We start from the raw sequence: 19,639 nt of genomic DNA on the forward strand, positions 1-19,639 counted from the left end.
GGGAAAAAGGGAAAGGATCATCCAGCAGGGTTGGATGATCCCTCCTTAGCTGCCGCGGAGGTCTGGGCAGCCTTGGTATCGATTTCGGGCTCGACCGACATGCCCGAGCGCAGCAGGCCGCTCAGAGCCTCGTCGTCGATGACGATCTTGACCGGGATACGCTGGACGATCTTGGTGAAATTGCCGGTGGCATTGTCCGGCGGCAGCAGTGAGAATTCCAACCCGCTTGCCGGCGAAACGCTGTCGACATGACCCTTGATCGAGATATCGGGAAAGCTGTCGACCTTGATCTCGACCGACTGGCCGGGGCTGATATAGGTCAGCTGCGTTTCCTTGAAATTGGCGACAACATAGACCGCATGCAGCGGCACGACCGCCATCAGCTGCGTGCCCGAGGTGACATACTGCCCGACCCGGATCGACCGGGCGCCGACCGTGCCGTCGACGGCGGCGACGATATCCGTATAGGAGAGGTTCAGCTCTGCCTGCTGGGCGGCGGCGGCCGCACGGTCGCGCTGGGCAACCGTCTGTTCGCGCTCAGTCTGCAGCACCGGCACCTTATTCTGAGCCGTGACGAGGGCTGCCCGGTCACGCTCGACGGCGGCAGCGGCCTGGTCACGGGCCGACTGGGTCTGTTCGGCGCGAGACTGGGTGCCGGCGCCGTTGGTGATCAGGCGGGCCGAGCGGGCGGCATCGGACACGGCAAAGTCCAGCGATGCCTGCGAGGCATCGATCGTCGCCCTCGCCTGCTCGATCACAGATTGCTGCAGGGAGATCTGGGCGTCGATATTGGTGATGGCGGCTTCGGCCGCCTTCACATCGGCTCTCGCCTGCGACAGTGCGGCCTGGAAGTCGCGGTCGTCGATGCGGGCGAGAACCTGACCGGCCTTGACCGCGTCATTGTCGTTGACCAGCACCTGGCTGATATAGCCGGCGACCTTCGGGGCGACAGTGGTGTAATCGGCCTTCACATAGGCATCGTCGGTGGATTCGATGAAGCGGCCGACCGTCCAGTAGCGGTAGCCGAAATCGCCTGCGAAAGCGACGCCGGCAAGCAGCGCGGCGGCAAGGGCGGCGCGCTTGACGATGCGGCGGCCGGTCTTTTTGGGAGCTTCCGCGACCGGTGCTTCGGCGACCGGCGCTTCAGAGACAGGCATGGGGGGCGCCTCGGCGGCAGGTGCCCTGGCGGCTTCCTCGGCCAAGATCTGCTCAGCCTCCCTCGCACTTTCGAAAACGTCTTTGCGGGGCAACTCGACCATCGTCATTCTCCTTCACCGTTGGCCTCCTCTGCGAGAGGCCCTGTTCGATGCGAAGGAAAATGCACCCTGACATTTATTTTGATAATCTGCTTAAATCGGGAAGGATCATCAACTCTCAGCGGATAATCCGAGGGCAATATGGATCGGCTGACAAGCCTCACAGTCTTTGGCCGGGTGGTGGAATGCGGTGGTTTTTCCGCCGCCGCGCGCCGGCTCAACATGTCCGTCACCATGGTCGGCAATCACGTGCAATCGCTGGAGGACCGGCTCGGCGTGCGACTGCTCAACCGCACGACACGCAAGGTCAGCCTGACGGAAACCGGCAAATATTACTATGAGCGCTCTTTGCAGATCCTCGCCGAGCTGGAAGAGGCGGACCGGACGGCAGGCGCGCTGAGCACGACGCCGCGCGGCACGCTGAAGGTCTATACCAGCAGCGCCATCGTGCGTTTCCTGCTGCCTGTCGTCAGCGAATTCATGGAGCTCTATCCGTCGATCTCACTCGATTTCAGCGTCGGCGAGCGGATGGTCGACATGATCGAGGATGGCTACGACCTGGTGATGCGCACCGTACCGCCGCCGGATTCATCGCTCGTCGCCCGCAAGCTGACGCCCTGGCGCCATATGCTCGTCTGCTCGCCGGCCTATTTCGAGAGCCATCCGATGCCGAAGACGCCGACCGACGTCGCCGATCACAATTGCCTGCAATATGCCTATTACCCCTATGGCGACGACTGGCGCTTCGAGGATGGCGAAGGCAACAAGGAGAGCGTCAAGATCAGCGGCAATGTCGTCTCAAACAGTGCCGAGATGCTGCGCTTCCTGACGCTGACCGGGCGGGGCATCTTCCTGGCGCCGAGTTTCGTCGTGTTCGACGACATCGCCGAAGGGCGGCTGGTGAAGATCATGCCCGACTACCGGCCGATCGAGTTCAACATCAACGCCGTCTATCCCAACCGCAGCCATCTGCCGACGAAGGTGCGGCTGTTCATCGATCTCTTGGCGGAGAGATTTGCGGAACATCGGAAGTGGATGACATGAGGGGGAATTTTACATTGGAGGTCACCCTTCACTGCAACACGGCGGAATTCGGCAGCAATGCCGTTCGGCCCCAAAAATGCCTCGACTTCGCTGGACACCATTCGACTATGAAAAACAACAGGATGGTGTGTCGGCTGTGCCCATAGACATTTGGAATGTTCGGCGAATGCTCATCGCCGATTTTCTTGGCACCGCGTGTGCAGCTTACCATCGCGCCTTGGATTTTTGGCCGCTTGATTCGGCCAATGGGCTACGAGGACTCTTCGATCTATTGGGTGGGCCGCTGCTCTTTCTCTCGGTCGCGGGCATAGTGTTCGTTTGGTTTATCGGCGCATTAGTCGCGTTATTTCGTCGTCGTATCCGTAGAATGGTGAGTCGTCTTATTGCTATCATCATTGTTCCGGTGTGTTTTGGGACGATGATCACCGTGCCTTTGTTCGATCCTTGGCTATGGTACGTCATTTTCAATAAATCGCGTTTCGAAGCGGCGGCAGCCGCGAGTGGCTCTGCACAGAACGGTACGATCATTGAGGGGCGCGACGTTTCGACAGGGATCGCCGGCGCGGGTTACAATCATTTTGTCGCTCTCATCTTTAGCGAAAGCGATCCGCCCAAACTGGTTTATGGCGACAGCGATGAAGAAAAATTGGCAGCCAATTCTGTGCTGACGCACCTCTACGGCAATTTCTACAGGCGAGATGAGTACTTTTGACGACCCTTGCGGGAACTGAGAGGCTGCGGCTATCCCCCTTCGCCCCGCAAGCGGGGAGAAGGTGCCGGCAGGCGGATGAGGGGCGGGCTGGGCTCTGATCCGCCGAACCGCTGCAGCCCTGCGCTTGCGCTTCGGGCGTTCGTCGTTGCAATCGATTCACTGGATCGATTGCTCCCGCTTCGCGGGACCTCTCCTCACTCTTCGCTCTCACTCCTGCCGTGGGCCCAGTCCATGTAGAGTTCCAGCGCCTTGCGGGTGACCGGGCCTTCCTGGAGGTTGCGGTCGTCGAGGCGGATGACGCCGACGACTTTGGAGTAGTTGCCGGTGGTGAAGATCTCATCGGCTCCGAGGAAGTCTTCGACCGAGAGCGTTGCTTCGTGCACGTCGAAACCGGCCTGGCGCAGCAGGCCGATGACGCGGGCGCGGGTGATGCCGGCAAGGAAAGTGCGGTTGGCGGCCGGCGTCATCACCACGCCGTCCCTGACCATGAAGACGTTCGAGGAGGCGGTCTCGACGACGTTGCCGTTCAGATCACGCACCAGTGCATTGTCGAAGCCGCGGCTGCGCGCTTCGGCGATCATGCGGCCGCTGTTTGGATAGAGCGAGCCGGTCTTCGCCTCGGTCATCGCCGTTTCCGGCGACGGGCGGCGATAGGGCGAGACGGTCAGGCTGGTGCCGCCATGGCCGCCCATCGGCGCCTCGAACAGGCAGAGCGCGAAGCGGGTCGATTCCGCGTCGACGGAGACGACGCTGCCGGGCGCGCCGTGTTCGCCCCAATACATCGGCTTGATATAGATCGCCGTGGCGCCATCGAATTTGGCAACGCCTTCCCAGGCGAGTGCTACGATCTCCTCGGCTGATTTCACCGGCTTCAGGCCCATGGCGAGCGCCGAGCGGTTGATGCGCTGGCAATGCAGGTCGAGATCGGGCGCGATGCCGTCGAACCAGCGGGCGCCGTCGAAGACCGTGGAGCCGAGCCACATGGCATGCGAGGTCGGCCCGATCAGCGGCGGATTGCCGGGGAGCCATTCTCCATCGACATGAGTCCAGGTGGTTGAGCGGGGTGTTGTATCGACGGCCATGATGGTTTCCTCCTGAAGCCGGAGAAGGAAAAACCGCCGCGGCAAGCCGGGTCAAGGACAAATCCCGAGCGGAAACACGGAAGCAAGAAAATGCCGGGGAATGCCGCCAGGCCGCAATATTCGTGCGCAGCGATGGCAGCTTCATCGATGGGTGCATCAGCAAAAATGATGGAATGGAATGTTGGAATGGCTGCCTGCCGCATGTCATCATGGGCGCAATCGCGGATAGACAGCAAGGAAAACGCCGATGAAAGCCATGTTCTACGAAGCCTTCGAACAGGCGCCCGAAATCCGCACCGTTGCCGATCCGACACCGACAGAGGACGGTGTCGTCATATCGGTCGGCGCCAGCGGGCTCTGCCGCAGCGACTGGCACGGCTGGATGGGCCACGACCCGGATATCCGCCTGCCGCACGTGCCGGGACACGAGCTTGCCGGGCGGATCGTCGCCACCGGCCGCGGCGTGATGCGTTTCAAGGTGGGCGACCGGGTGACCGTGCCCTTCGTTTCCGGCTGCGGCCATTGCAGCGAATGCCATTCCGGCAACCAGCAGGTCTGCCCGAACCAGTTCCAGCCGGGCTTCACTCATTGGGGGTCGTTTGCCGAATATGTGGCGATCGATTATGCCGACACCAATCTGGTGCACCTGCCCGATACGATCGACGACGCGACGGCGGCAAGTCTCGGCTGCCGCTTCGCCACCTCGTTTCGCGCCGTCGCCGATCAGGCGCGCACCGGGCCCGGCGAATGGATCGCCGTGCATGGCTGCGGCGGCGTCGGCCTGTCGGCGATCATGATTGCCACCGCGCTCGGGGCAAATGCGATCGGCATCGACATTTCGGAAGAGAAGCTCGCCTTTGCGCGGGAGTGCGGAGCGGTGGCGACGGTCAATGCGTCAGGTGTCGCCGACGTGGCGGAGGCGGTGCGCGAGATCACCAAGGGCGGCGCGCATGTCTCGATCGACGCGCTCGGCCATCCCGTCACCTGCTTCAATTCGATCAAGAATCTGCGCCGTCGCGGACGGCATGTGCAGGTGGGGCTGATGCTCGGTGAACACGCGACGCCGCAGATCCCAATGGCGCAGGTAATCGGCCACGAGCTGGAAATCTACGGCAGCCACGGCATGCAGGCCTGGCGCTACGACGCCATGCTGTCGATGCTTTCGGCCGGCAAGATCGCGCCGCAGAAGCTGATCGGACGGCGGGTCAGCCTTGAGGAGGCCGTGCCGGCGCTTATGGCGCTCGACAAGGCTGAAGCCACGGGGATCAGCGTGATTACCCGGTTTTCATGAAGCGCAGAAGCGAGCAAATAGCAACTTCGTCTGATGTATCTTGCTGCGGCTAAAGAGAGACGCGAGGCGCAGCGTAGGGTCTCTTCTCCCCAGCGGGGAGAAGGTGCCGGCAGGCGGTTGAGGGGGTGAGCGGCGAAGCCGCGAATGCGCTGAGCGCAAGCGAAGGGCAAGCGAAGGGCAATGAAGGGTGTACCGCGTGGCCCCCTCATCCGCCCTACGGGCACCTTCTCCCCGCTGGGGAGAAGAGGGAATAGCAGCCTCAGTGCTCCGATAAGGTAGTGTTTCCCAGACCTCTCGTTTTGCAACTGGCCTTATTCAGCCACGCCAATCGAAGCGAGAAAAGCAGCAGAAGCCGGGATCTTCGACTTGTCCTTGATCTCGATGATGAGGCGCGGGTTGCTTTCGAGCTTGGCGAGAGCCGCAAAGACGGCATGCCAGCGGATGGTGCCTTCGCCAAGGCTCCAGTGGCGGTCGGCATATCCGTCGGCATCCTGCAGGTGGACATGCTGGAGGCGATTGCCGGCGGCCTTGACGTAATAATCGACCGGTGGCGCACCGGTATAGCCATGGGCATAATGGGCGTGGCCGGTATCGATCGAGACCGCGACGGCAGGCGAGTTGAAGCTTTCGGCAAGCGCCACGCGAATATGCGGATCCTTGTCCTCGATGTTCTCGATGACCATGGTGCAGCCGATATCCTCGGCGCGCCGGACGGCGTCGCGGAGCGTCATGTGCGTGCGCTCGGCCAGGGCTTCGCGGGCGCCGGCATTGTCGTCGAGATTGTTGTAGGACCAGGACGTATAAGGGCTGTGGATGACCATATGGGTCGCGCCGATGACGGCGCAGACGTCGAGCCCCTGCAGCAGGCGCCTAGTGACGATGGCGCGGATATCGGGATCTTCCGAGGCGATGGTGAAGCCCCAGAACGGGCCGTGAATGCCGAGGCGGCCGCCATGACCGTCGAGAAGCCGCCTGGTGCGGGCGGCAAGCGGCGCCCAGTCGCCGTTCAGAATCTCGGCATCGATAAAGTTCTGCAATTCGAGATCGCGGGACTTTTCGAAGAGCCAATCACGGTGAAGTTCAACTTCATCGAGCGTCATGGCGGCGCCGACGACGGGAAGAGAGGACATGGATGCGCTCCATCAATGTGAATGATCAAAGTGAATGCCGGGACGGCGTGGAAGGACGGCCCTAGAGAAGGCCAAGAACGGCCGCCGCGTTCTATGCACCCCTTCTGTGTCGGCGGTATTACAGGCGCCGAGCCTTTCGCATCCCTCCGGCCTCAGTCATTTGCGCATAGCTGATGCGGCATTGACGGACCTTGCGGAAACGCCCCGAAGTACCGATATCGGCCTCGACAGTCTCGTGACGCAGTGGCGCGCGAGCGGCGTTGAACCCCTGGCAACGGAGCCGTTTGTTCAGCGCTTCGGCCGATGCAGCGCGCTTCTTTGAAAGCCTTCGGCGATGTTACCCCCAACAACAGGGCGGCTTGTCAAAGACGGCGCAAAGGTCTAACGGCTGCGCCCGCAAGAAAAAGCCGATCAGAAGAAGCCCTGTAAGAAAAAGAAAGAGACATGATGTCCAACTCATTTGTGAAAATGCATACAAGCGACGAGGCCAAGCGGTTTTTCGTCCTCGGCGACCGGGTCGAGCGTCGGCTTAGAATCAGCGGAACCTGGCTCAATCTCTTCGACGTCACCGTGCCATCAGGCAGCCGGACGCCGAAACATGCGCATGCGAGCCCGGAAGTGTTCCGCATCATCGAGGGAAAGCTGACGATCTGGCGCCTGGGCGACAGCGGCCCCGAAGAGATCGAAGCGAGCGTCGGCGACATCGTCACCATCCCGCCCTTCATGGTGCACGGCTATTCCAACCGTGGAACCATCCCCGTGGTCTTTTCCGCGGTCGTCGATCGGGACATGGCCGAATTCATCGAAGCGGAAGGCACAACCGAGCCTCCGAAGGCCAGCCCTTCGACGGAGACCATCGCCCGCATGACCGCGGCCGCCAATGCTTACGGGATCACCATCCTCGCGGCCTAGCGACCGCATCTGGGGGCGTCATTCCGCGGCCATGCTCTCCTCGCCTGGGGCAACTTGGCTGAGAGCTGCAACTGCGAAAGATGCAAGTTCATGGGCTGATAGCTCACAGTGGCTCGAAGGCAGAGCGCCAATAATTCTGGGGTCCCATAAGGAGATGATTGAGGCGCAAAAGCAGGAAGCGGCCGTGTCAACATTCCTCGGAACGAACTCTTCAGTCGCGATGCCAGTGGAAATGAGCTCCCCGATATACGCCTGAAGTCGCTTCAGATGGTCTCTGAATGATGGCCAACTGCCGTCTGCGGCGAGAACAACGAGGTTGAACATCTGGCTGTCGCCGTGACGTGCCTGCAGCATCAGGCGGTGTTGTCCGAGCGCGGTTTCTTTCAGGCGGCTCGCCGCACTGGTGAGCTCGCCGCCGGCAGATGGGGTGAAGGTGAGATCAGTTTCGAAGAAATTCCCGGCAATGGCATCCCAAATCGCCGCCTTGGAGGGGAAGATTTTGTACACACTTGCCGGCGACTTCCCCAGCAGTCGAGCGATATCGGCGACGTTTGTTTTCGAGGGTCCGTACAGCCGGCACGCTGCCGTGCCGGCTTCGATGATCGAGGACATATAGCCAGTCTGCGGCCGGTCGCTTACAGTCGTGCCAACGTCCATTTGCCAATCCTATCTGGTCCGCATGCTGGACGGGTCTCAGACGGCGTCTGATCGAGGCGGCTGACGATCAGTAGGCAATCTGACCATCCACCATCTTCCCCTCATTCGAGGAGAGTTCCCGCTTCAGGATTTCTCGCGCCTCCGGGCTGATGACCGCGACTGGAGCCGCAACGGCTACGCGCGCTGCCGAGCCGGCGAAATTGGCCGCTGTCATCCCGATCTGATCGGCAACGCTTGCCTTTCCGCCCTCGAGGCTCTGCCCTGCCAGCCGCCGCCCGAGCAGGCGCACGATCTCCGGGCTGTCGGCGAAGGCATTGTGGCCGAGCGGATCGTTCGTCGCGATGGCGCTCGTGTCGATAACGGAAACGCCGAGTTCGTCGAGAAGAGGCGCGTAAGGTCTGAGATCGGATCCGCCGACGCGGCTGACGCCACCCGATAGCCAGCTCGACATCTCCAGCGCCTTGTCGCGTGTCGAGGTCAGGATCGCAAAGTGCGGCCGTTTCGGCCCCATCTCGGTGAACTGGCGACGGAACACATCGATGTCGATGTCCGGCGATGCGAGAACGACGTTCTTGACCTTTGCCGGGATTGATTTCTCGCGCATGGCGACGCCGCGCAGCGCCTCGGCCGCAAGCCAGCCGCCCATGGAATGGGCGAGGATCGTCACATCGGAGACGTCGGGACTTTTCGCCGCCTGGAGGATCAGATCCTCCAGAGCGCGACGCGAATAGTTGGCGCTCTCCTTGTCGTAGAGGTAGTCGAAGACACGGCCCCTTGATGGCCAGGTGAAGAGGATCGGTGCGGCGTCGGTTCCCGAGTCATGGACGATCTGCGCGAAGCGGAAGACAGCGTCGGCGTAGGTGTTGTTGAAGCCGTGCACGAAAATGATGACCTGATGTTTCGTGTTTCGGTTCTTCCGGTACCAGTCGAACGCCTGGCCCTCGGATTGCACCTTGGCAACCTGCGTGACCGCAAACTCTTTTTGCGGGTTGGGCGGCATGCGGGACGGCCACTGCACCTCTCCGATCTTGCGGTTCCGATCGGGCGGGATGGATATGTCGACGCTGTTAAGGGAAATCGCCGTCCCGCGGTCACCGGAATAAAGCTTGCCGGGATCCTCCGAAGGCTTACGTGTCGTGGCGACCAGCATGGTGACCCGGCTCGTGCCGGCCGGGGCCACGGCGAGAGGCTGAAGGACATCCTGCACCCGGTTGGCGCAACCCGATGTAACGAGTGACAGGGCCACAAGGACCGGGACAGCGCGGCCTACGCGGGCAGCGATCGCCTTGGCGAACCCAAACCCGGTGAGACCCTGGGCAATGCGCCCAGGGAGTGAGAGCGATGTGGTCATCTCAGTTCTGCTCGACTTCGCGAGGAATCCGGAACCAGGCGACGTAGAGCGCCGGCAGGAAGAGAAGTGTCAGCGCCGTTCCGACGACAATCCCGCCCATCATCGCGTAGGCCATGGGACCCCAGAAAATTTCATGCGAGATCGGGATCAGGGCCAGGGTTGCGGCCGCAGCAGTGAGCATGATCGGCCGCATGCGGTGCTCGGTCGCCTCCACCACCGCCTTCCACGCCGATATTCCCTCTGCGCGCAACTCCTCGATCTGCACGATCAGGATCACGGAGTTGCGGATGAGAATTCCGACCAGCGCGAGCACGCCCAGGAGCGCGACGAACCCAAGCGGCGAGTTGCTGGCGAGCAGCGCCACGACGACGCCGATGAGGGCCAGCGGCGCTACCGAGAAGACCAGGAACAGCCGGTGGAAGCTCTGAAGTTGGATCATCAGCAGCGTCGCCATGATGACGAACATAGCCGGCGCCACCTTGGCGATCGGACCCTGCGATTTGGCGCTTTCCTCGACTGCGCCGCCGACCTTCACGGAATACCCGGCCGGCATCGTCTTTTCGAAAGCCGAAACCTTGTCGGAGAGCGCCTTCACAACGGTCGCCGGCTGCGTCGCATCGCCGATCCCGGCCTTGATCGTGATGGTCGGAATTCTGTCGCGCCGCCAGATCGTCGGCTGTTCAAGCTCATAATGGAAGGTTGCGACGGATGACAGCGGGACGGATTGACCGTTGCTGCTCTGCAGTTGCAGGTCAAGCAGGGTGTCGATCGAGCCGCGCTCCTTTTCCGCGGCACGGCCAATGACATCGACCAGATAGATGTCGTCCCGAACCTGCGTTACGGCATTGCCTTGTACGACGGTGTTGAGCGCCATTGCGATGTCCTGAGACGAGACGCCGAGCTGTCGGGCCTTGTCCTGCAGCACGTCTATCTTCACGACACGGGCCGGCTCATTCCAGTCGAAGGCGATGTTCCGGAGGGAAGGATAGGTGCCGACGATCGAGCCCAATTTCTGTGCCAGGTCGCGCACCGTCTGCAGATTTTCGCCGGACACTCGGTACTGGATCGGCTTGCCAACCGGAGGCCCGATGTCCAGAAGCTTCACGTAAGCGTCCGTTCCCGGAAACGTCTTCTGAAGGTAGACCTCCATCTGCTGCTTCAGCTTGTCCCTGATGTCGAGGTCCTTGGTGACAACGACCGTCTGGCCGAAAGAAACGTCAGCCGGCTGCACGTCGAAGGACAGAACGAAGCGCGGCGCACCCCTGCCAACGTATGTCGACCAATGTTCGACGCCAGCGTTGCCAGTCAGCATCGCACGCTCGAACTGGGCCATCTGGCGGCTCGTTTCGGCGATCGAACTGTTCTGCGGCAGGTTCCAGTCGACGATCAGTTCCGGACGGTCGGAGCTCGGGAAGAACTGCTGCTGCACCATCGACAGGCCGGCGATCGATCCAGCGAAGAGTAGGACTGCTGCGATGATCGTCATCCAGCGCCAGCGCAGGCAGAATTGCAGCAGGCTGGAAAAAATCTTGGCAAAACGGCCCTTGTGCTCGGCGTGCTTCTTCATCGTCTTCGGTAGAATGGTCACCCCGATCAGGGGCGTGAACACCACCGCGACCACCCACGAAACGACGAGGGAAACCGCTATGACCACAAAGAGCGAGAAGGTGAACTCGCCGGCGTTGCTCTTGTTAAAAGCGACGGGGATGAAACCCGCGACGGTGACGAGCGTGCCCGTCAGCATCGGGAAGGCCGTGGATGTGTAGACGTAGGTGGCGGCTTTCGTGAGACTGTCGCCCGTTTCCAGCCGTGCAACCATCATCTCGACGGCGATCATGGCGTCGTCGACAAGGAGGCCGAGCGCGATGATCAGCGCTCCGAGCGAGATGCGCTGCAGCGAGATGCCGGTGTAGAACATGACCATGAAGGTGATGGCGAGAACGAGCGGGATCGCGATTGCCACCACCAGGCCGGCCCTCATCCCCAGACTGATGAAGCTGATCGCGAGCACGATCGCGACCGCCTCGAACAGAGCTTTTGTGAAGCCGCCGACTGCCTCCTCAACCACCTTTGGTTGGTCGGACACCTGTTCGACCGAGACGCCGACCGGAAGCTCCTGGGTGATTTTGCTCATCGTCTTGTCAAGCGATTCGCCGAAGGCAAGCACATTGCCGCCCGTCTTCATACCGATCGCGAGCCCAATGGCAGGCTTTCCGTTGAAGCGGAAGAGCGACGTCGGCGGGTCGACATAGCCGCGGGTGATCGTGGCGACGTCGGTCAGCGGGAAGAAGCGGTCGTTTACCCGAAGATTGATCCCACGCAAGGTGTCCTCGGAGATGAAGCGCCCGCCGACCCGCAAGGCGACCCGCTCCGGTCCGGTTTCGACAAAGCCGGACTGGGTGACGGCGTTCTGCGCTTGCAGCGTGGCAATGATGGCGGAGCGGTCGATGCCGAGGGCGGCGATCTTGCGGGTGGAGAATTCGAGGTAGATCACCTCGTCCTGCGCGCCGACAATATCGACCTTGCCGACGTCGGGGATGTTGAGGATCTGCGTCCGGGCATTCTCGGCGAAGTCGCGCAGTTCCCTCTGGCTAAGTCCGCTGTCGCCGGTGAAGGCGAAGATGTTGCCATAGACATCGCCGAACTGGTCATCGAAGAAGGGGCCGACGACGCCTTGGGGGAATTCGTTCTTGATATCGTCAATCAGGTTGCGGACGCGCGACCAGGTGGGCTTTACGTCCCGCGCGATTGTATCCGGCAGCAAATCGACGAAGACGATCGTTTGCCCGGCAGTCGTAATGCTGCGGGTATGTTCCAGCTTGTCGAGCTCCTGGAGCTTCTTTTCGATGCGGTCGGTAACCTGCTGCGTCACCTCCTGGGCAGAAGCGCCTGGCCATTGGGCCTGGATCACCATCGTCTTGATCGTGAAGGATGGATCCTCCTCGCGGCCGAGCCCAAGATAGGCAAAGGCGCCCGCCACCGCGAACATGATCATGAAGTACCAGACAAGCGAACGATGCTCGAGCGCCCAGTCAGAAAGGTTGAATTTATTCACGGGCGTGGCTCCTGTCCGAGTTGCACTTTCTGTCCATCAGTGAGTTCATCAACTCCGGCGATGACGATCTCTTCCCCTTCCCGCAGGCCCGCTTGAACCAGGACTGAACGGGGGGCGGACGCCGGACCTTCCAGTTCAACCGGCCTCAGGACGACCTGGGCCGTGGAGCGATCCACCACCCATACCTGGCTGGCACCGTCTTTATGACGGATGGCGGAGAGCGGCAGCGCGATCGCCTGCTTCCTTTCTCCGACAAGCGGCGTAACGGTGACTACGGCGCCGAGGCGGAAGATGTCCGGCGCCTGATCGATCCCGATCTTCAGCCGATAGGTGCGGGTATTGGGATCGGCCTGCGGTGCGATCTCGCGAACGACGCCCGTGGCCTGGATCCTGCTGTCGAGCTGGAGGGCGACGTTGAAGCGGTCGTTCAGGCGAACGCGACTGAACTGCGCCTCCGGCACGTCGACCACCACGTCGCGCTGCTCGAGGCGTGCCAGTTTCAAGACCGGTTGGCCGGCCGAAACGGTCTGGCCCATTTCTGCGGACGTGGCGGTCACGACGCCGTCGAACTCGGCCCTCAGCTCGGCGTAGCCGAGCTGCTCATTCGCCTTCGCAAGGCTGGCCGTCGCTTTCGCGACATTGGCGGTAGCCGACTTGAGCTGCTGTTCGGCAAGATCGTGATCGGCAACGCTCGCCGCATTGCTCTGAACGAGCCTTCGCTTGCGGGTTTCCGTCGTCGCGGCGTTCTCCAACTGCGCCTGGGCGTTGCGCAGTTCGGCTTCCGCGCTCCTGACTGCGAGCTGCAGAGTGAGAGGATCGATTTCCGCTAGGACATCGCCCTTGTGCACCAGATCGCCGACATCGACCTTGCGAGAGACCATTCGCCCGAGCGTCCGAAACGCCAGGTCGGTCTCGATGCGGGCCCGCACCACGCCGGGCGAGGTTGCGATTTTGCCCTGTTCGGCCGCAGCCGTGACGACTTTGACAGGACGGGGAGCCGCCGCCTCCCCTGCGACGGAGTTCTGATCGCAGCCTGCAAGCAGCGACACTGACAGAAGAAGCGGGAGAGAGGTACATATGCGATTGAGGGTCATCTCACTTGCCTTCCCAGGCGACTGCCTGGCCTTCCTTGAGGAATTTTCCGCCTTCGGTGACGATCAGGTCTTGTGCGGCGACGCCGCCAGTGACGACGAAATCGCTCTGACGGTATCGGTCGACCGAAATCTTCCGAAGCGAAACGGAATGGTTTTGGGTGTTGACGAGCCACACGGCGAGTTCGCCTTCGGCTGATGCGATCGCGGTATAGGGCAGCACGATTCCGTCGCGCGGCGAGGCGCGCAGCTTGCCCACGACAGGCGTTCCGAGTGGCCATGGCGCGCCCTCCTGGAGCCCCACCTTGATCCGGATCGTGCCTGCCTTCGCGTCAATGACGGGCGAAACCTCGCGTATGCTGGCATGAACGTCGCGCGAGGGGTCCGACACCGGTGCGACCTCAACGTCGTTCAGCGGCCGGCCATCCAGAAAGAAGGCCTCGAAGACGTCGAACACCGCATCCCGCGGTCCGTCATGAGCGAGCGTGAAGGCCGACTGCGCTGCTGACACCACCTGCCCGGCTTCGATGCCGCGCGCCGTGACGATGCCGTCTGCAGCCGCTTTCAACTCGGTGTAGGACAGCGCGTCCTCGGCCGTCGCGAGCGCGGCCTCGGCGGCCTCGAGGGAAGCCTGCGCACTCAGCAGCTCCTTCTGTGCATCGTCAAAGACCGCCCGCGGAACAGCCTGCGACTGCAGGAGCGACTTCGCCCGGTCGAAGGCGAGTGTCTTCTGTCTGGCGACGGCCTGCGCCGACTCCAGCGCGGCGCGGGCGACGCTGACGTCCGCCTGCTGTTCCGTGTCGTTGAGCCGGGCAAGCACGTCGCCGGCGTGGACATGCGATCCGACGTCGACCCTTCTCTCAAGAACCCGGCCGCTGACGCGAAAGGAGAGTTCGGTCTGAACCCTTGCCTTCACCTCGCCGGTGATTTCCGCACCCGATTGATACTGAGCCTCGGCGGCCGCAACGACGCGGACCTGCTGCGGCGGCGGCGCAACTTCAGCTTTTTCTTCGCAGGCAGCCAGAACTGCGCAGGCGAGACCAATTCCCAGCAATCGAAAGGACTGCATTTTTTGCTCCGGTAAGGTTGCGAAGAGAGCCGCGTTGTTGATCGGCCAGCTTCGATCTGCTGCGTGTAACAGGCCATCGCCCGATGTTGACAACGCCCACTTAAAGGCAAAAGTGGGCGCTGTCAACATACGACAGGCAAGAATGTTGACACGAGCAACTTAAAACTTAAATGGACAAATATGACCCAAGACATTTCCACGACAGAGCCGCGCCCGTATCACCATGGTGACCTGCACAGGGCGTTCGTCGAGGCCGCACTCGATGTCCTCAGCGAGTCCCAGATTCACTTCGGGAGCTCGCCCGACGCGCGGGCGTCAGTCACAACGCCCCATACAAACACGCCGACAAGCGGGTATTGCTGGCCGCCGTCTGGGCGGTTGGATTTGAGCTCCTTGCGAAGCAAATGAGCGACGCGACGAAGGACTCGACGGTCCGCGCGAGCGGCTGGCAGCTATAGGGCGGGTCCACGTCGGCGGCGGCGTCAACAATCCTGCGCTCTACAGATTGTGTTCAAAGGCTATCTCGCCGGTCAGGACAACGGGCCCCTGCTGTCGAAAGAACTGCGGCAGAGAACATAAGAGCGCTTTTGGTGAATGCGATAAGCGACGGCGCGCTCGGGCGGCCCATTCCGGACACGGCCGCAAATACACGTAACTTTGACGGTGCCATTCTATTTTTCTGGTCGCAAATGCATGGTCTCAGTTGCTGCAGATGGACCGCCTCGTCGGCCCAGCGACAAGACGAAGGCGCTGACGGAGAGCGTCTTGCAAAGCATGCTCGACAGACTGGCGAATAGTATCCCCGCTATACCACCAGGAGTGTGGGTAGGACCTCGGCCTGTCTACTAAAACGTCCCGAGCCTCGCGCCCGGCGGGCCTGCTGACATTTGGCAAGATGCTTGCATTGGGGCTGATGTTTTGCTGGCGACCGTGCGGGTGATTTCCGCACTCAAATCAAAAATAGCGAGGATTGGGGTGCACCGCTCGCAGAACGCCTCCCCTGCCCGAGGTTGGGAATATCCGACCGACCTTAGCCTAAGCCGCGGTCAGCACATCTCCGACCTGGATATACGACGACTTGGCCTTCGCAACCTTCTCCCTCAGAGCAGCCAACTCTTCAGCAAGCAGTTCCACGGCGATCTTCTGGACGGCTGCCTTCAACCGATCCTCGACGTCGAAACTATCCAGCATGTAACTGGTTATTGCGTCTTTCATCAGTTCTTCGATGGCAGGATCATTCTGCTCCAGCGTATCAGTCATACTGTGCTTCCTCTGGTTGCGGGCATTCCCTTCAGTTGGCACCTTTGAGGCTAGTCCCAGGCGCGGTCTCGGTCCATTATACTCAGGGAAGGCTTTCTGAATTCTAGGCATGCTCATTTCCTCCATTGGTTTAGCCCGCTCCATAAGATTCCGGAGTCTATCGTCCTTAAACCTCCTCGGTTGGGAAATTACAGATGTGCAGGAAGCTTTATCCCACGAGGCTCTCGCGGCGGATCGCAGTGGCAATTCGAGTGTGAAGACTCGGCTGATAGGATTGGGAAGGTCAAAGTCGGCGCAAAAGGCAACGGTGGGAGTGTTTTGATGAGCTGAAGTCATTTGCAACGATTTCGGCCAATCCGCGCCAGTTCTTGTCCAGGAGCGGAGGCACTGCGGACTTGAGTTCCCGCCGGTTAGTCGGCTTATCAGCTTTCTACACAAAGATGGATTGGCGAGTCCTGGATCGGTTTCCATAACTAGAGGGACTCAGGTCGAGGAGTGCACGCCGTGATACTGGACGAAAACCGACGGCAGACGTAAAATATGCCGGTTGGTGAAGAGGGACGCGCGCGACATCCGCATCGTCATTGGTTACCAAATGTCCGACATCGTATCGACCGACCGCTCGCTCGACCGTTTGCCAACCGACCAGGATCTGGGGCGGCTGCAATTCACCACCTTGCTATACTATCTCCAATGCACGAACCCGGACAACGGTCTGGTTCGCGACAAAACCGAACCGAATGCCCCGGCAAGCATCGCGGCAATTGGCATGGCTCTGGCGACAATTCCCGTTGTTGTCGAGCGTGGGGTAATCATTCGCGAATTTGCTGCAAAGATCACCCGCAAGCGATTGCGGTTTTTGATGGAATGCCCGCAGGGGCCGGAGCCCGATGCATCCGGGCACAGGGGCTTTTTCTATCATTTTCTGGACATCGAAACGGGCCGCCGGGCCTGGCAATGCGAATTGTCCACTATCGATTCGGCTTTCCTATTCGCCGGCGCCCTGACCGCGGCGACCTATTTTGATGGCGATACGGCCGACGAGGCAGAAATCCGCCAGCTTGCGACGGCGCTTTACGAGCGAGCCGACTGGATCTGGGCTTGCGATGGCGGCCCCACCTTGACGCATGGCTGGCACCCGGAAAGCGGGTTTATTCCTTATCGCTGGCGCGGTTACGATGAGGGTCTGCTGCTGTACATTCTCGGGCTGGGATCGCCAACCCATCCATTGCCACCGGAGAGTTACGCCGCCTACACCGCGAGCTATGAATGGAGAAACATCTATGGTCGCGAATTGCTTTATTCGGGGCCGCTTTTTACCCACCAGTTGTCGCACATGTGGGTAGACTTTCGAGGCATTCGTGACGAGTTCATGCGCCAGCACCACAGCGACTACTTTGAAAACAGCCGGCAGGCATCGTTCGTGCAGCAGGAATACGCAATTCGCAACCCAATGGGTTTTGCAGGTTACGGGGAATATTGTTGGGGGTTTACTGCCTGCGACGGACCAGGTTGGGGTAAGCGGGCGATCAATGGCGTCGATCGGGAGTTCTTCGACTACAACGCCCGAGGCGCGCCCTTCGGACCTGACGATGGCACCGTCGCGCCATGGGTCGTTGTCGCCTCGCTGCCGTTCGCGCCGGAGATCGTCGTACCGACAGTCCTCAACTTTGCGCGAATGAAGCTCGGCATGACGCGGCTTTACGGTTTCAAACCGTCGTTCAACCAGACCTATGCCGTGGAAAACAGTCCCACCGGATGGTGGGTAAGTCCCTATCACTTTGGCATTGACCAAGGTCCGGTGGTGCTGATGATCGAAAACTACCGGACCGGTTTGCTCTGGAACATCATGCGTCGATGCAAGCCCCTGGTGATCGGATTGCGTCGCGCGGGATTTTCAGGAGGGTGGCTTTAGATTGAATGCGCTGCGATCCCTGGCGCTCCCCGCGCCCGCCGAGTTGGTACCGCCCCTTTGCCCAGGAAGGGTCTTGCAACCTCATGAACCGCTTTCGCCCTCGCTACTGAGAGCCAGCGCAGAACGGATGCAATCAAGCAAAACCTGTTCGCCAAACGGTTTTGTCAGGCAGCCGACGATGTCCGCGCCCAACGCAGACGCGCGCACATTCTTTTCCGGAAAAGCGGTGATCAGAACGGTCGGAATGCTCTTGCCCAGCGCCACGAGCCGGCGGTGCAGATCGAGCCCACTCATTCCGGGCATATTGACGTCCGTCACGAGGCAGGCCGTGCGGCGGATATGAGGGAATCTCAAGAAATCATCCGCGGATGAAAAGGTCTCGGCATCAAATCCCATCGACCTCATGAGCCCCTTGATAGCCTCCCGCATCGACTCGTCGTCGTCGACGATCGCAATCAGAGGTTTCTTGGTTGGCACTGCCGCCTCCCGACTTCGCCGATCGGCGTCGTGCCGAATTAGCGTTGTGGCGCGCTTGGCTGGATGGATTTAGTATCTAACGGCGACAAAGGCATCGCAAGCTATACGATCGTATAGATTGTCTAAGACTTGCTGCAACGAACGGGACATTTGGCCAAGAGCGCCCGGAACATGGGCCGCCCGCATCTAGCCTTGTGGCCGAGGTAATTATCGCGCATTCTGGTGTGCGAAAGAAACCCGTTTCGGCACTAGCGAGGGAGACAGGAGGAGTGTTCTCATCGCGTGACTGGCGCTCTGCTGGGTGGGCTGCTGCTGCAGTGGGGGTGGATAGTATATATCCCAAAACGCCGATTCACCTTGGGGGCTCTGACATTTGACCGAGGCGCCAGCAACCATCATTGTCATCGATGATGACCCGGAAATCCGCGAGGCGCTGGGCAGTCTGCTGCGTTCCGTCGGCTTTGCCGTCAATCTCCTCGCTTCGGTGGGCGACTTCCTCAGGTCTGGGCGACCCAACGGACCGACCTGTCTCGTGCTCGATGTCCGGCTTCCGGGACAAAGCGGTCTTGATTTTCAGCTCGAGCTGTCGCGAGAAAATATTCAGCTACCGATCGTCTTCATCACCGGGCACGGCGACATTCCCATGTCTGTCCAGGCGATGAAAGGGGGCGCGGTCGAATTCCTGACGAAACCGTTCCGAGACCAGGATTTGCTCGACGCCGTTCACGTCGGCCTGGCGCGCGACCGCGTGTGGCTTGAAAATGAAAAGGCATTGGCGACGGTGCGCGCGCGTTTCGATAGCCTGACCCCGCGGGAGCGCGAGGTGATGGCTTTGGTAGTGACCGGACGGCTCAACAAGCAGATTGCCGGCGATCTAGGCGTGAGCGAGATTACCGTGAAGGTTCACCGCAGCCAGGTCATGCAGAAGATGGGCACCAGATCCCTGCCCGAGCTCGCGCGTATGGCTGACAAGCTGATGCTTGCGTCGGGAAAGCCGCAAACGCACTCATAAAGGTCTTGGCGGCGCGTATAGGTCACCCCCTCCTCATTGGTAATCGATCCTTCCGGGTGGCCAATAGCCCCGGGCGGGAGCCCTGCTCTATGGTGCGCGTTCCTTTCCCTCCTCCCAGGCCGGATCGCCACCGATCGGCCCGCCTTGGCCTCCCACCCCGCGGGAGGCTTCTTTTTGGCCTCAGTCCCCGCAAGACACTTTCGACGCCAACACCGACAACGGATCGCAACTGACGGCACGACCGTGCGCGCGGTGGAGTAGCTCAGACCATCGCCCCAGTTATTGTTGGGGCCCAGGATGACTTCGCCGACAAGACTCCCTGAGC

Annotated in this window: 16 protein-coding genes and 1 pseudogene; 7 read left to right on the top strand and 10 right to left on the bottom strand. The window is 61.0% G+C overall.

From position 1 onward, the window contains the following. Positions 1 to 17: 17 nt before the first annotated feature. Positions 18 to 1,259 (bottom strand): HlyD family secretion protein, encoded by a 1,242-nt coding sequence (locus tag FFM53_RS06425; protein ID WP_138387761.1) that lies wholly within the window; start codon positions 1,257 to 1,259, stop codon positions 18 to 20. Between the two features lie 138 nt (positions 1,260 to 1,397). Between FFM53_RS06425 and FFM53_RS06430 the strand changes: the two genes are divergently transcribed. Both FFM53_RS06430 and FFM53_RS06435 read left to right on the top strand, forming a co-directional pair. Beyond that, complete coding sequence (locus FFM53_RS06430) at positions 1,398 to 2,300, top strand: LysR family transcriptional regulator (RefSeq protein ID WP_138387762.1); 903 nt, start codon at positions 1,398 to 1,400, stop codon at positions 2,298 to 2,300. 166 nt (positions 2,301 to 2,466) lie between these two features. Next, positions 2,467 to 3,012 carry a hypothetical protein gene (locus tag FFM53_RS06435; protein WP_138387763.1) on the top strand — a complete coding sequence of 182 codons (546 nt, stop codon included), beginning with the start codon at positions 2,467 to 2,469 and terminating at the stop codon, positions 3,010 to 3,012. A 194-nt stretch (positions 3,013 to 3,206) separates the two neighbouring features. On the opposite strand, the gene FFM53_RS06440 is transcribed toward FFM53_RS06435, so the two are convergent. Further along, positions 3,207 to 4,094 carry a branched-chain amino acid aminotransferase gene (locus tag FFM53_RS06440; protein WP_138387764.1) on the bottom strand — a complete coding sequence of 296 codons (888 nt, stop codon included), beginning with the start codon at positions 4,092 to 4,094 and terminating at the stop codon, positions 3,207 to 3,209. Between the two features lie 247 nt (positions 4,095 to 4,341). Here FFM53_RS06440 and FFM53_RS06445 point away from each other — a divergent pair, with 247 nt between their 5' ends. Then, the gene (locus FFM53_RS06445; RefSeq protein ID WP_138387765.1) at positions 4,342 to 5,385 is read left to right on the top strand and encodes a zinc-dependent alcohol dehydrogenase family protein; all 1,044 of its coding nucleotides are present in this window, start codon (positions 4,342 to 4,344) and stop codon (positions 5,383 to 5,385) included. A 311-nt stretch (positions 5,386 to 5,696) separates the two neighbouring features. Here FFM53_RS06445 and FFM53_RS06450 read toward each other — a convergent pair whose 3' ends face one another. Next, positions 5,697 to 6,515, bottom strand: a complete 819-nt coding sequence (locus FFM53_RS06450; protein WP_138387766.1) for a sugar phosphate isomerase/epimerase family protein — start codon at positions 6,513 to 6,515, stop codon at positions 5,697 to 5,699. A 444-nt stretch (positions 6,516 to 6,959) separates the two neighbouring features. Between FFM53_RS06450 and FFM53_RS06455 the strand changes: the two genes are divergently transcribed. Next, on the top strand, positions 6,960 to 7,427 hold the full coding sequence (locus tag FFM53_RS06455; protein WP_138387767.1) for a cupin domain-containing protein: 468 nt from the start codon (positions 6,960 to 6,962) through the stop codon (positions 7,425 to 7,427). Positions 7,428 to 7,445: 18 nt separating this feature from the next. On the opposite strand, the gene FFM53_RS06460 is transcribed toward FFM53_RS06455, so the two are convergent. The 5 genes from FFM53_RS06460 to FFM53_RS06480 form a co-directional block, all read right to left on the bottom strand. Next, entirely contained in the window at positions 7,446 to 8,084 is a 639-nt protein-coding gene (locus FFM53_RS06460; RefSeq protein WP_138387768.1) for a TetR family transcriptional regulator, read from the bottom strand. A 67-nt stretch (positions 8,085 to 8,151) separates the two neighbouring features. Next, the gene (locus FFM53_RS06465) at positions 8,152 to 9,435 is read right to left on the bottom strand and encodes an alpha/beta hydrolase (protein WP_138387769.1); all 1,284 of its coding nucleotides are present in this window, start codon (positions 9,433 to 9,435) and stop codon (positions 8,152 to 8,154) included. A 1-nt stretch (position 9,436) separates the two neighbouring features. Continuing rightward, positions 9,437 to 12,490, bottom strand: coding sequence for an efflux RND transporter permease subunit (locus tag FFM53_RS06470; protein WP_138387770.1), 3,054 nt, complete (start codon positions 12,488 to 12,490; stop codon positions 9,437 to 9,439). After that, positions 12,487 to 13,584, bottom strand: coding sequence for an efflux RND transporter periplasmic adaptor subunit (locus tag FFM53_RS06475; RefSeq protein WP_138387771.1), 1,098 nt, complete (start codon positions 13,582 to 13,584; stop codon positions 12,487 to 12,489). The genes FFM53_RS06470 and FFM53_RS06475 overlap by 4 nt, the downstream gene beginning before the upstream one ends. 1 nt (position 13,585) lies before the next feature. Continuing rightward, a complete protein-coding gene (locus FFM53_RS06480; RefSeq protein WP_138387772.1) occupies positions 13,586 to 14,650 on the bottom strand; it encodes an efflux RND transporter periplasmic adaptor subunit in 1,065 nt (354 codons plus the stop codon). 180 nt (positions 14,651 to 14,830) lie between these two features. Here FFM53_RS06480 and FFM53_RS36230 point away from each other — a divergent pair. After that, positions 14,831 to 15,499, top strand: a pseudogene (locus FFM53_RS36230) (TetR/AcrR family transcriptional regulator). Between the two features lie 186 nt (positions 15,500 to 15,685). Here the strand turns inward: FFM53_RS36230 and FFM53_RS06485 are convergent. Next, positions 15,686 to 15,910, bottom strand: a complete 225-nt coding sequence (locus tag FFM53_RS06485; RefSeq protein WP_138328563.1) for a hypothetical protein — start codon at positions 15,908 to 15,910, stop codon at positions 15,686 to 15,688. Between the two features lie 595 nt (positions 15,911 to 16,505). Here FFM53_RS06485 and FFM53_RS06490 point away from each other — a divergent pair. Then, on the top strand, positions 16,506 to 17,825 hold the full coding sequence (locus tag FFM53_RS06490; RefSeq protein ID WP_138328564.1) for a glucoamylase family protein: 1,320 nt from the start codon (positions 16,506 to 16,508) through the stop codon (positions 17,823 to 17,825). A gap of 81 nt (positions 17,826 to 17,906) precedes the next feature. Here FFM53_RS06490 and FFM53_RS06495 read toward each other — a convergent pair whose 3' ends face one another. Continuing rightward, positions 17,907 to 18,302, bottom strand: a complete 396-nt coding sequence (locus FFM53_RS06495; protein ID WP_138387773.1) for a response regulator transcription factor — start codon at positions 18,300 to 18,302, stop codon at positions 17,907 to 17,909. 373 nt (positions 18,303 to 18,675) lie between these two features. On the opposite strand from FFM53_RS06495, the gene FFM53_RS06500 reads away from it, so the two are divergent. Continuing rightward, positions 18,676 to 19,314: a response regulator transcription factor gene (locus tag FFM53_RS06500; protein ID WP_138328566.1), complete on the top strand. Its 639-nt coding sequence runs from the start codon at positions 18,676 to 18,678 to the stop codon at positions 19,312 to 19,314. Positions 19,315 to 19,639 lie beyond the last annotated feature (325 nt).

This window comes from Rhizobium indicum, from assembly GCF_005862305.2.
In the GTDB taxonomy this organism is placed as follows: Bacteria; Pseudomonadota; Alphaproteobacteria; order Rhizobiales; family Rhizobiaceae; genus Rhizobium; species Rhizobium indicum.

What these genes read in the sequence shown, in the direction of transcription:
- FFM53_RS06475 (WP_138387771.1), bottom strand. Translation starts at nt 13,584, where the DNA reads ATGACCCTCAATCGCATATGTACCTCTCTCCCGCTTCTTCTGTCAGTG.
- FFM53_RS06485 (WP_138328563.1), bottom strand. Translation starts at nt 15,910, where the DNA reads ATGACTGATACGCTGGAGCAGAATGATCCTGCCATCGAAGAACTGATG.
- FFM53_RS06490 (WP_138328564.1), top strand. Translation starts at nt 16,506, where the DNA reads ATGTCCGACATCGTATCGACCGACCGCTCGCTCGACCGTTTGCCAACC.
- FFM53_RS06450 (WP_138387766.1), bottom strand. Translation starts at nt 6,515, where the DNA reads ATGTCCTCTCTTCCCGTCGTCGGCGCCGCCATGACGCTCGATGAAGTT.
- FFM53_RS06430 (WP_138387762.1), top strand. Translation starts at nt 1,398, where the DNA reads ATGGATCGGCTGACAAGCCTCACAGTCTTTGGCCGGGTGGTGGAATGC.
- FFM53_RS06440 (WP_138387764.1), bottom strand. Translation starts at nt 4,094, where the DNA reads ATGGCCGTCGATACAACACCCCGCTCAACCACCTGGACTCATGTCGAT.
- FFM53_RS06465 (WP_138387769.1), bottom strand. Translation starts at nt 9,435, where the DNA reads ATGACCACATCGCTCTCACTCCCTGGGCGCATTGCCCAGGGTCTCACC.
- FFM53_RS06425 (WP_138387761.1), bottom strand. Translation starts at nt 1,259, where the DNA reads ATGGTCGAGTTGCCCCGCAAAGACGTTTTCGAAAGTGCGAGGGAGGCT.
- FFM53_RS06480 (WP_138387772.1), bottom strand. Translation starts at nt 14,650, where the DNA reads ATGCAGTCCTTTCGATTGCTGGGAATTGGTCTCGCCTGCGCAGTTCTG.
- FFM53_RS06455 (WP_138387767.1), top strand. Translation starts at nt 6,960, where the DNA reads ATGATGTCCAACTCATTTGTGAAAATGCATACAAGCGACGAGGCCAAG.
- FFM53_RS06435 (WP_138387763.1), top strand. Translation starts at nt 2,467, where the DNA reads ATGCTCATCGCCGATTTTCTTGGCACCGCGTGTGCAGCTTACCATCGC.
- FFM53_RS06460 (WP_138387768.1), bottom strand. Translation starts at nt 8,084, where the DNA reads ATGGACGTTGGCACGACTGTAAGCGACCGGCCGCAGACTGGCTATATG.
- FFM53_RS06445 (WP_138387765.1), top strand. Translation starts at nt 4,342, where the DNA reads ATGAAAGCCATGTTCTACGAAGCCTTCGAACAGGCGCCCGAAATCCGC.